This is a genomic window from Desulfobulbus rhabdoformis, from assembly GCF_016919065.1.
GTDB lineage: Bacteria > Desulfobacterota > Desulfobulbia > Desulfobulbales > Desulfobulbaceae > Desulfobulbus > Desulfobulbus rhabdoformis.
Window position 1 is genome coordinate 33,538 of sequence record NZ_JAFFQA010000014.1, and the last position, 11,635, is coordinate 45,172.

Consider the following 11,635-nt stretch of genomic DNA (forward strand, 5'->3'; position numbering starts at 1 on the left):
GGCATTGCCCCTTTTTATTGAAAATGGGCTGAGAATATTTTCGTGGTAAATTTATTTTTTTTGGTGCACCATAGGAACGATCCCTTACCCCTACAACAGATGGTGCAATGAAAAATCAGGATAAAATATTTAACCAATTAAAAAAATCCCTCGCCTCCGAATATGGAGGGCTCCCCATATTCAGCGCAGTTTCAGTTCGTTTGCAGTTAGAACTCATTAAAGATGAACCTGACCTCCAACTCATTGAACAACTCATTATAGATGATCAGTCCCTCTCCAGTAATATTCTCAAGCTTTCCAACTCGTCTCTTTACGCAGGGCTCGTTCAGATACGCACGGTAAAAAATGCAATTATCCGTTTAGGCATGGCTGAAATCATGCATGTGGTCTGCATTGATATCAACAACAACCTTTTCTCATCGCCGGATAAACAAATCGATGATCTCATGAAAAAACTCTGGACGCACTCCGTGGCCTGTGCGTATGGAGCCGCCCTCTTGACCACCATGCTTGAAGATGAAGACGTCAAAAGAGAAGAGGCATTTTCCGCGGGTCTCTTCCACGATATTGGCAAATTGCTTATTCTCAAAGTTATAGAAACAAAGAAGAAATTTTATAAAGTCCTGGATATGCCCGAGGAGGATCTTCTTGAGGCCATTGCCAAGCTTCACGCCGCGCACGGCCACCTGCTCATGGAACGGATGAAATTGCCCAAGATCTACCCCGTCATAGCCCGAGATCACCACGTCAAACGCTTTGATACCGACAATACCTTGCTTGTCATTGTACGTATCGCCAACCTCATCTGCCATAAACTCTGCATGGGCATAGTCGAAGAGCCCGATATCGACGTCATGGAGAGCGATGAAGTCGCGGCCCTCAATTTAACAAAGCCGGTGATCCTTCGCGTACAGCATTTTCTGCGGCATAATCAGACCATCAAAGAATTGATCGAAGGGCCTCCAGCCGATGAAGAACAGACCCCAATCTCCCTGGAGCCGTAACACCCTTTATTCAAGATGCCCTCAAATTGATACTGTTCAACGATCACACTCCGTCACGAATTCAGGATATCTTCTCTCATGGCACCAACAGTTACCTGTCCCAAATGTAAGCATGAACAGACAAGCACCAAGGAGTGCGAATCTTGTGGCCTTATTTTTGCCAAATACGCCCAGGTCCAGCAACGAAACAGAGAACAAGCCCAACAAGAGGCCCAAGAGGCTCCCTCACAAACCAGCAGGCTGCCTCTAATTCTCGTGCTCGTGCTGGTAGCCACCGTGGCAGGCTCTGCTGGCTTCTACTTTGCCACCCAAGACAAAGCTGCTGAAGCCCCGAATCTCGCAGGGAGTTCGCAGCCCATGGAGCAACCACTACAGACGCAGCAGTCGCCCGCGGCTCCCTCCAGCCCAACGCTGGCGACGGCCAATCAGTCGCAAAAAGCCGCTCCTGTTGCGAACCAATCCATCCAGTCCATCAATCGTGCAAAGCAGGCCACCGTTGCCATTGAAACGCCCTGGGGGAAGGGATCTGGATTTTTTATCACAGACACCACCGTTGTCACCAACAAGCATGTCGTCCATCCCCTACCAAAACAAATAGAACAACTGCGGGAAAAACTGACCACCAGCAGACGCCTGATCACTCTGGAGCAGGAAAAACTGGCCCGTTATCGTGCCCAACTTGAACAAACAACCGACACCGCCAGTCGTTTGCAGCTCATGATCATCATCAAGGAAATAGAGCAGCAACTGGCCGAGGTGCTTCCCAAACAGGATCTTGCCGAAAATCGTTTGCGCAATATGGAGTCACCTCTGATCAGTTCAGAAATCAAAATCTTTCTTATCGATGGTACAGAACTCAGTGCCAGCGCGACCCAGCTCAGTCCCACGCACGACTTGGCCCTGCTCACCGCATACACCTCCGGTGCCGTCCCCCTGCCGGCCGCCCCTCACAATGCAATTTTACAACAGGGACAGCGGGTCTTTACCATTGGCAATCCCGTGGGGTTGCGCAACACCATAACTGCCGGTATTTTTTCAGGGTATCGTAAGCATATAACGACAGGAGAGCTCATGCTTCAGACCGATGCCCCCATCAATCCTGGCAACAGCGGGGGACCACTTATTGACGAGCAGGGACGAGTGCACGGCATTAACACCATGATTATTCGCAACACCCAAGGCATTGGATTTGCCATTCCTATCCAGCGGGTCTTTGAAGAGTTTTCCATTACCCCCGGGAACACCTGGTAAGTTTGCCTCGTTCCATGTCCTTTTCCCTTCCAGTTGATCGCGCGCCTCAATGCCCCCTCTGCGAGCAGGCAGGCAGCAAACAATCCATCCAGGGACCGGATGCTCGGAGCTACCTGCACTGCCCTCGCTGCCACCTGATCTTTGTTGCAGCAAACCATCTCCCCAGCCCAAATGAAGAGCGACTCCGCTACCTGCAGCATAACAATTCAGCAGATGATTCTGGCTACGTTTCCTTTCTTGAATCAATGCTCCTGCCACTCCTGCCCAAGCTCCAACCGGGGATTCGTGGCCTGGATTACGGCTGCGGACCCCAGCCGGTTTTAGCCGAACTCATGCGTGCGCGAGGCTTCAATTGTGAAGTCTACGATCCCTTTTTTTTCGCAAGCGAACCGCAGCCACCGTATGATTTCGTCCTCTCCACCGAATGTTTTGAGCATTTTCATCATCCCCGCCAGGATATTGGGCGCATCTGCACGCTCCTTGCACCTTCCGCCTGGCTTGGCATCATGACGGAACTCTGGCAGACAGCGGAAGCCTTTGCCACCTGGTCCTATGCCCGGGATACCACCCATGTGGTCTTTTATCACCAGAAGACCCTGCATTTTTTAACAGACCTCTTTCCTCTGGAACTCCATTTCTGTGACCGACGACGTGTGTCCCTGTTTCGAAAAAAATTCCTCACGAATTCAGGAAGGTAATTTTCTTCATTTCAATCTGACGAGTGACGAGAAGTCTCAAAAAAGGCGAAAATATAGAGAAAAAAATACTTATCCCTGTTTTTTTCTCAAATGATCAGGAACTCTTTCGCCGCCTTCGCCTCAATCAGAGGAGAGACCAAATTTCAGGACGATAGACATTATTTCACTTCTATTGGTCGTACATTGAAGAGCGCCCTTCGTCCCTTTTATTTCTTTTTTTCTTATCCTTTTCCAGATTTTCCCTTGTTCAATGTTTTCATAACCGTGTATGTTCGCAGCGTTTCAAGTTGACGATAAAATCTTAAGGGCACCTTGAATATTTGCTGTTACTGCCGTCTTTGGCAGGGCACGCATTCACTTTCCACGGAAGAGAATAACATTCCGATGGATTTTTTTTGTGTTTTTGTTCCTTACTCAGCAGTCTCCCCCTGATTTCCATAGGTTGCACGCGTGGTATTCGCCATCCGTCGAGGATTCAGGGTCCATTCAAGTCCCCATTTTTATTAACTATAGACCCATAGCGGTTGCTGCCATGGAGTTCCCGCATGCCCTCTGAACAACATTCACTGGAGGCTATTCTCTCTCAGTATGCTCAGAACCGAGACAGCCTTATTCCACTGTTGCAGGATATTCAGGAACAGTTTCAGTATCTTGCACCCGAGGCGATTGCTGCTGTCGCAGCGCACCTGAACCTTTCGGAAAACGATGTCTACGGTGTAGCCACCTTTTACGCCCAGTTTCGCTTTGTGCCCCCCGGCCTGCACCACATAAGAGTCTGCGAAGGAACGGCCTGCCACGTCCGCGGCTCTGACCGCATTCTCGAATCCATCTCCCGTTCAACGGGTATTGCCCCCGGCCAGACCAGTGAAGACGGAAAATTCAGCCTGGAGCGGGTAGCCTGCTTTGGCTCCTGCGCCCTGGCACCGGTGGTAGTAGTGGACGACAAGGTTTACGGTCGTATGACCGCACCCAAAACGCAAAAGCTCATTGAGGAGAAGAAATGAGTTTTAAAGGGCGACAACAACAGGCCCAGGCCATCTGGGAACAATTCACCCAGCCCGGACGTTTACGGGTCTTGATTGGATCGGCCACCTGCGGACGTGCCGCAGGAGCACTTGAGGTCAAACAGGCTTTTCACGAGGCCCTTGCCGAGGCCAATCTTACGGAAACAACCGATGTGGTCGAGGTTGGCTGTCTGGGTATGTGTTTTGCCGAGGTCCTGGTCGAACTACGTGGCTCAGATGGAACACGTGTGCTCTATCAGGGAGTTGAACCTCGCCATGTCAAAGACCTTGTCCAGGCCCAACTGATTAATGATGAAGTGTATGCGCCCCTGGCCCTGGCAATGATGGGAGAAAGTGGCACGGAAATCCCCGCCTTTGACAAACTGGCCATGATTGCGCCCCAGGTGCGAGTCGTGCTACGCAACTGCGGCATTATTGACCCCACCGACATCGATCATTATCTGGCGCGTGGCGGCTACAGCGGCATGGCCCGCGCTTTTGAGCTTGGTCCAGATCAGGTGATTGAAGAGATGAAGGGTTCCGGCCTGCGCGGTCGCGGTGGCGCTGGTTTTCCCACAGGGGTTAAGTGGGGCTTTGCCCGCAGCTCGGTGGCGGATCAGAAGTATGTCATCTGTAACGCCGACGAGGGCGATCCCGGTGCCTTCATGGACCGCTCGGTACTGGAGGGCGATCCCCATGCTGTGCTGGAAGGACTGCTCATCGCCGGATACGCCATCGGTGCCACCATCGGCTATGTCTACTGTCGCGCCGAATACCCACTTGCCATTGAACGGTTGCAGGGAGCAATCGAGCAGATGCACCAGGAGGGCTTTCTTGGCAGCAACATTCTGGGCTCCGGCTTTGATTTTGAAATCAAGATCAAAAAAGGTGCCGGCGCCTTTGTCTGCGGCGAGGAAACCTCGCTGATGCAGTCCATTGAAGGCAAACGCGGCATGCCGCTTTCCAAACCACCCTTCCCTGCGGTTTCCGGACTCTTTGGTAAACCCACCAACATCAACAACGTTGAGACTCTGGCAGCTGTCTCCGCCATTTTGGAGAAAGGAGCTGACTGGTATTCGGGCTATGGTACGGAAAAAAGCCGAGGGACCAAGACCTTTGCCCTGGCAGGAAAAATTACTCGCACCGGATTGATCGAGGTGCCCATGGGGATCGCGCTCTCCACCATTATTGATGATATCGGTGGCGGCGTACTCGATGGGAAGCCTTTCAAGGCGGTGCAGACCGGTGGCCCCTCGGGAGGTTGTATTCCTGCCCAGTTTTTTGATCTGCCCGTTGATTACGAGCACCTGGCCGAGGTGGGCTCCATCATGGGCTCCGGCGGCATGATCGTCATTGACCAGGAATCCTGCATGGTGGATATGGCCCGCTACTTTCTCACCTTCACCGAGAACGAAAGTTGCGGCAAATGTGTCCCCTGTCGCATGGGCACCCAGCACCTGCTGCGCATCCTCACCGCTATTACCCAAGGGAAAGGAACCATCGACCAGATCGAAACCTTGCGCAAAATCGGTGACACCATGAAAAAGGCATCGCTCTGCGGCTTAGGTCAGACGGCGGCCAATCCGGTGTTGACCACGCTTCGCTATTTTGAAGATGAGTACCGGGCCCACATCGAAGAGAACCGATGTCCGGCCGGAGCCTGCCGCGCCCTAATTACTTTTTCCATCGATGCGGCTACCTGTACCGGCTGCGGCGCCTGCAAGCGTGCCTGCCCGGTTGATGCCATCAGCGGTGAGAAAAAGCAGCCGCACAGCATCGATGAAAGCCTCTGCATCCAGTGCGGTTCCTGCCGCCAGGTGTGCAAATTTGACTCGGTCCACGTTCAATAACCGCTGAATACAGATAAGAAAATACCCTGGATTGGTCAGTGCAGCGATTGCTGTCAATGACGCACAGCTTCTTCTACCGGGGTGAGATATACGTTGAATCAAGGAGAACACATGGGCAGCATCAGTTTGACCATTGACGGACGATCCGTTGAGGTCGAAGAAGGCACAACGGTTCTTGAAGCCGCCCGCAAGGCCGGTATTGCCATACCCACCATCTGTGCCCACAAAGACCTCAACCCGTACGGCGCCTGTCGCATCTGCGTTGTCGAAATCAAGGGTGTACGCGGCTACCCCACCTCCTGCACCACCCCCGCCACTGAGGGGATGCAGGTCACCACCCAATCAGAGCCGCTGAGAGAACTGCGCAATCGAACCCTGGAGCTGATGTTCTCCGGTCACCCCAACAGCTGCCTGGTCTGCGTCCATCGTGAGGCCTGCGAGCAGTACCGGCCCACGGCCACCAAGGCGGCACGCTCCACCCGCTGCGGTTTCTGTGCCAACCGGGATGAATGTGATCTTCGGGAGATGGCGCTCAAGGCCGGAAGCAACGAGTTGCACCTGCCCACGCTCTATGCCTCTTACAACCTGGAACGCGACGATCCCTTCATGGATCGGGACTACAACCTCTGCGTGCTCTGCGGTCGCTGTTGGCGCATCTGTGAAAAAATTCACGGTCAACCCGCAATCTCGATCATCAACCGCGGCAAATGGGCCCGAATCGGCACCGCCTTTGACAAGAGCCATGTCTTTTCCGGCTGTACTTTCTGCGGTGCCTGCATTGACATCTGTCCCACCGGGACCCTGACCGACCGTTTTGCCCGCTGGCAGGGCAAACCCGAGCAGGAGATCACCTCAACCTGCCAACTCTGTCCGGAGGGCTGCTCTGTGGTTGCCCAGGTCAAGGAAGGACGACTTCTGGCCTACACCATGACCGAGTTCAGTCAGGAGGCAGGCCTCTGTGCCCTGGGTCGTTTCGGAGCCGCCCAGATCCTGGCGAACGCCAACCGCTTGACCCGGCCTCTGGTCCGCGAGGGAGAGGATCTCATCCCCATGGACTGGCAGGGAACCTTGGAAGTTACCGCCAGCCAGCTGGCACAGCATCGGGGTAAGATCGCAGTGGTTGCCAGCGCATCCACCTCCCGTGAAGATCGATACCTTTACGGCCAACTGGCCAGCCAGCTCGGCGGTCAGCTGATCACCCTTGCGGTCAATGCAGGAGCAGAGGACAGCCAGATTTCTTCCCTGATGCAATCGGTTGAAAAAGGTGCCATCACCGCTGTCATCGTTGGCGGCAACCTGGTCCCGCTTGAGCTGGTCACCAGGCTCAAGTGTTCTGTGATTATCGACGCCCTGCCCTCACCGGTTTCCGAGGCGGCAAACATCGTTTTGCCCGCGGCTATTCTCTCTGAGGCGGGTGGTACCTTCCGTAATGCCCACTGTCGCATCAAGCCCATGGCTGGCTGCAGTCGTGCCCCCGGCGATGCCCGGCCCGAATGGCACATCCTCTGTTCACTTGGCCAGGCCCTGAACCTGCGCAGCTTTGAGCATACTTCTGTGGCGGGCATCACCCCGGCGATTGTAAACGATCCTCCACCAGAGCCCATCCCAGGCAATCCACGCCAAAATGTGCGTGAGCTGGCCACCCGCTTTCGCGGGCATCTGCTGGCTGATATCCTTCCCTCTCTGGGGGCCTTTGGTCTGCCGGCAACGCCAAAAACAGCGGTTACCGAACCAACGGGTGCGGGCTTTACCATCACCGAGAAAAAAGAGATCGCCCCCAACATGCATTTCTTCAAGGTGGTTGCCCCCCAGGTGGCCAAATTTGCCCAGCCGGGCCAGTTTGTCATTCTCATGGCCAAAGAAACCTCGGAACGCTCCCCCTTCACCCTGGTGGATTGGGATGCGAAGGCGGGCACCATATCGCTGGTGATCGAAGAGGTGGGACGCTCCAGTCGTGAGTTGGCCTCGCTTGCGGCGGGCGAAACCATGGCCCATGTCAGCGGGCCGCTCGGCCTACCCCTTGCAATCGAAAACAAAGGGACCGTGGTTCTGGGAGGCGGCTGCTACGGTATCGGTGCCATCTATCCCCTGGCTAGGGCGCTACGTCAGGCTGGAAACCGGGTCATCTGTGCCATTGAGGCCTCGTCGAGTTACCTGCTCTACATGCAGGATACTCTCGCTGAAGTCTGCGATGAGTTGATTATCGCCACCAAAGATGGCAGCGAAGGTGTCCGCGGAGGTATTCAGGAGGTTATCGCCCAGGTGGCCGACCGGGAACCGGTCAATCAGTTCATCGCCATCGGCTGCACCTTTATGATGCGTATGGCCACGGCCGTCTCCAAAGAGCTGGCTATCCCTACGCTTGTGGCCCTCAACCCGATTATGGTGGACGGGACCGGCATGTGTGGTGCCTGCCGCGTTACTATAGGTGAGGACACCAAATTTGCCTGCGTGGACGGACCAATCTTTGATGGCCACGCCATTGACTGGGACGAGCTGGCCTCCAGACGCAGTGCCTACGCACGCCAGGAGGTCCAGGCGCTCTCACAACAGGTCGACCTGACGGCGCTGATGCATCAGGCCCAGGGGAATGGCTGCAGCTGCGGTCGTTAACACAAGCGGAGTGAACAATAATGACAACCACCAATACCAAGGCTGAGCAAACCCCATCCCCTAAAAAAGGCCGGGCCAAAATTCCGCGCCAGCCCATGCCGGAACAGGATCCGCGTCGACGGCGCACCAACTTTGAAGAGGTACCCCGGGGCTACAGCGAAGAGACCGCCATGCTTGAGGCCTCTCGCTGCATTCAGTGTAAAAAACCCGGCTGCGTCGAGGGCTGCCCGGTTTCCATTTATATTCCGTCCTTTATCAAAGAGATTGCGGCCGGCAACTTTATCGGTGCCCTCTTAAAGCTCAAAGAATACACCGCCCTGCCCGCTGTCTGTGGTCGTGTCTGCCCGCAGGAGAGCCAGTGTGAGTCGCGCTGTATTCTCGGCAAAAAAGGTGAGCCCGTGGCCATTGGCCGCCTGGAGCGTTTCGCGGCCGACTATGCCCGGAAAAAAGGGGGTGTCCCTGATCCGGTCAAGGCCAAGGCAACCGGAAAAAAGGTGGCCATCGTGGGCGCAGGTCCTGCAGGGATCACGGTTGCGGGAGAATTGGCCCGCTGGGGCCACGAGGTGGTCATGTTCGAGGCCCTGCACCTGGCCGGAGGGGTTCTAATGTACGGTATCCCCCAGTTTCGCCTGCCCAAGGAGATTGTTCAATACGAGGTCAACAGCCTCAAAAAGATGGGCGTAACCATTCACACCGACTATGTCATCGGTAAGTCGGAAACCGTGGATCAACTTTTAGATGCGGGATTTGACTCGGTCTTTATTGCCACCGGGGCTGGCCTGCCCATGTTCCTGGGTATTGAGAACGAAAATGCCATTGGCGTTTTCTCAGCCAACGAGTTCCTGACCCGGGCAAACCTCATGAGGGCCATAGACTTTCCCCGGTTTGCCACCTCGCCCATCCGTCCCCACCGGGCAGTGACCGTGGGCGGCGGGAATGTTGCCATGGATGCCGCCCGCACCGCCCTGCGCCTGGGCGCGGATTCGGCCATCGTCTACCGCCGCTCCAAGGCTGAGATGCCCGCCCGCGACGAGGAAATCCATCACGCCGAGGAGGAAGGGGTCGAGTTTCACATGCTCACCAACCCCAAACGCATCGTCATTGACGAACAGAATCGGGTGACCGGTGTTGAGTGCCTCAAGATGGAGCTGGGAGAGCCTGATGCCTCAGGTCGTCGCCGCCCGGTCACAGTCGAGGGCAGCGAGTATATCGTGCCTGCGGATACGGTGATCGTGGCCATCGGCAACCGCCCCAACCCACTGGTCCCGCAGACATCTCCGGAAATAGAAACCTCCCGCTGGGGCACCATCAATACTGATGATGATTCGATGATGACCTCCAAGCTCGGTGTTTTTGCCGGTGGCGATATTGTTTCAGGAGCGGCCACGGTCATCAGCGCCATGGGCCAGGGCAAAAAGGCAGCCTTTTACATGCACCGCTACCTCATGGGGGTGGATCCGCCCCAAGCCTAAGCTCTTTTTTTCAGGCGGCATCACTTCCCGATGCCGCCTATTCCCTCTCCAGGCCTCCTCTCCCGCAATCTCCCCTCCCCGTTTTGCCACAGATTCAATATATCTTTTTGTTATTTCGTCAAATACGATAAAATATTTCCAACCAATCATGGGGGAATCCCCAAAAAGACAGCTCATCACCCTTCCACCACTATCCTCCCGGGAAAACTGCAAAATGAAAAAGACTACCCTCTTCGCGTTCCTTCTCTTGATAGCTTTGAATCTTTGCACAAAACAGACCGTCGCCTTCGCAGCAGACGATGAAACGGAACCACCGCTCTCCTCCGATGATTGTCTCACGCTTTGCACCCAGATTAGGGACCTCTGTGCCGAAGATGTTGCCAACGGCAATACGGTAGGCAGGGACCTTGAAAATGGAATACTGGAAGAGTCCTCCTGCCTGCTCATGTGCGGGGCCGATTGGACCCAGGATACAGCAGACTGTATCGATGATGCGGACTCCTGTGCCCAGATTTTTGACGAATCACCTTACTGCGCGGAGACAGGAGATACAGGGGAAACGATCGAGCCTGCCGAGGCAGGAGTTGGCTGCGAAAAAGCCTGTCGAAATTATGCCAAATGCGCAGGTTACGGCGATGATGCCACTGCCGAGGATAAAGAGGCTGCCTATCAGAGTTGTCTGCAGGTCTGTCCGAGCTGGACGCCCACCACCCAGCAGTGTATTGCCTCCACCTCTATTCACTCCCCGGCCGATTGTGCTGCCCAGTCTATGTGTATGTTCGGCTCATTTCAGAATATGATCCCTCAAAATATGCCAGGCAGGTAGGCCTAAAGACACTCCTGATTATGTTGGCAAGCCCCTTTTTCTGACACTGTTCCAAGTTGATAAAACCAGAAAAATCTCAAATCCAATCCACGAAAACAGCTTGAGATTGCCGGTATCAATTATATCCCCCCTAAAAAGCCAATTATTGGAATTTAAACGTATTAATTTAGCAAGATATAGCAACTCCGAAACTTGAGCTTCAATGAAGTTGTTCTTAAAGCTATAGAGCAAAAGGAGGTTGACCGTGAGTGATTTACTTACTGTTTTTGAGGCAGGAAAAACCGTTTTAAGTTTGACCGCCGAACTTGCGAAGTTAGTGGAATGGGGTGAGCTTCCAGAGATGGAAGACGATAGTCTTTCGGTCATCATTACTAAACTTCGCGCTGAAGCTATTACCATGTCCGGCGAGTTTGCTAATAGGTTACGTGAGATGATACAGGATTTCGAAGAACTAAATATGGATATGTCAAAGACATTTGATGAATTGCTATCCAATTTAGGCTGGATGAACTTTATTGCTAAATCGAGATTAAAAAATGCTAAGGATAATTTTTTTAATATGCATAGGCAGTTAAGTTCATTTGTAGATGATGTGAGTACGGTGCTAATATGTTCGGGAACGATTGCGAGTGCTAGTAGTGCGTATAAAAGAGAATTAAGTGTAAAAAAACAGCTCGATGAACTAATGTTAAGCAAACCTTCAATAGAGAAGTTATTGAAGAATATGATCGAATTAGCAGATGAGCTACATGCTGAACTACGTGGCGGATCCCCGTCTTCTGGTGGAACGCCATTACCTGGCTTGCCTCCGGTTCCTGGAGGATCACCATCGCAGGATGAAACCCCACCTATTCTAGGGATAGCATAATCAGCAATCAGTAGCCCCCGCAAACAGAGCATGTCCGCTGAATTCCACC

General features: G+C 53.7%; 9 protein-coding genes. All 9 read left to right on the plus strand.

The window, feature by feature from the left end; all coding sequences use genetic code 11:
- The first annotated feature begins 107 nt into the window (after positions 1 to 107).
- The 9 genes from JWJ90_RS09400 to JWJ90_RS09440 all read left to right on the plus strand — a co-directional run bounded on the left by JWJ90_RS09400 (position 108) and on the right by JWJ90_RS09440 (position 11,586).
- Positions 108 to 1,004: an HDOD domain-containing protein gene (locus JWJ90_RS09400; RefSeq protein ID WP_205226966.1), complete on the plus strand. Its 897-nt coding sequence runs from the start codon at positions 108 to 110 to the stop codon at positions 1,002 to 1,004.
- A gap of 78 nt (positions 1,005 to 1,082) precedes the next feature.
- The gene (locus JWJ90_RS09405) at positions 1,083 to 2,255 is read left to right on the plus strand and encodes a S1C family serine protease (RefSeq protein ID WP_205226967.1); all 1,173 of its coding nucleotides are present in this window, start codon (positions 1,083 to 1,085) and stop codon (positions 2,253 to 2,255) included.
- 14 nt (positions 2,256 to 2,269) lie between these two features.
- A complete protein-coding gene (locus JWJ90_RS09410) occupies positions 2,270 to 2,953 on the plus strand; it encodes a class I SAM-dependent methyltransferase (RefSeq protein WP_205226968.1) in 684 nt (227 codons plus the stop codon).
- 545 nt (positions 2,954 to 3,498) lie between these two features.
- The gene (nuoE, locus tag JWJ90_RS09415; RefSeq protein WP_205226969.1) at positions 3,499 to 3,957 is read left to right on the plus strand and encodes an NADH-quinone oxidoreductase subunit NuoE; all 459 of its coding nucleotides are present in this window, start codon (positions 3,499 to 3,501) and stop codon (positions 3,955 to 3,957) included.
- Positions 3,954 to 5,807: an NADH-quinone oxidoreductase subunit NuoF gene (gene nuoF / locus JWJ90_RS09420; RefSeq protein ID WP_205226970.1), complete on the plus strand. Its 1,854-nt coding sequence runs from the start codon at positions 3,954 to 3,956 to the stop codon at positions 5,805 to 5,807. The genes nuoE and nuoF overlap by 4 nt, the downstream gene beginning before the upstream one ends.
- Positions 5,808 to 5,918: 111 nt before the next feature.
- A complete protein-coding gene (locus JWJ90_RS09425; protein ID WP_205226971.1) occupies positions 5,919 to 8,420 on the plus strand; it encodes a sulfide/dihydroorotate dehydrogenase-like FAD/NAD-binding protein in 2,502 nt (833 codons plus the stop codon).
- A 20-nt stretch (positions 8,421 to 8,440) separates the two neighbouring features.
- Positions 8,441 to 9,892 (plus strand): NADPH-dependent glutamate synthase, encoded by a 1,452-nt coding sequence (gene gltA / locus JWJ90_RS09430; RefSeq protein WP_205226972.1) that lies wholly within the window; start codon positions 8,441 to 8,443, stop codon positions 9,890 to 9,892.
- Between the two features lie 214 nt (positions 9,893 to 10,106).
- Positions 10,107 to 10,718, plus strand: a complete 612-nt coding sequence (locus JWJ90_RS09435) for a hypothetical protein (RefSeq protein WP_205226973.1) — start codon at positions 10,107 to 10,109, stop codon at positions 10,716 to 10,718.
- 244 nt (positions 10,719 to 10,962) lie between these two features.
- The gene (locus tag JWJ90_RS09440; protein WP_205226974.1) at positions 10,963 to 11,586 is read left to right on the plus strand and encodes a hypothetical protein; all 624 of its coding nucleotides are present in this window, start codon (positions 10,963 to 10,965) and stop codon (positions 11,584 to 11,586) included.
- The last annotated feature ends 49 nt before the right edge of the window (positions 11,587 to 11,635 follow it).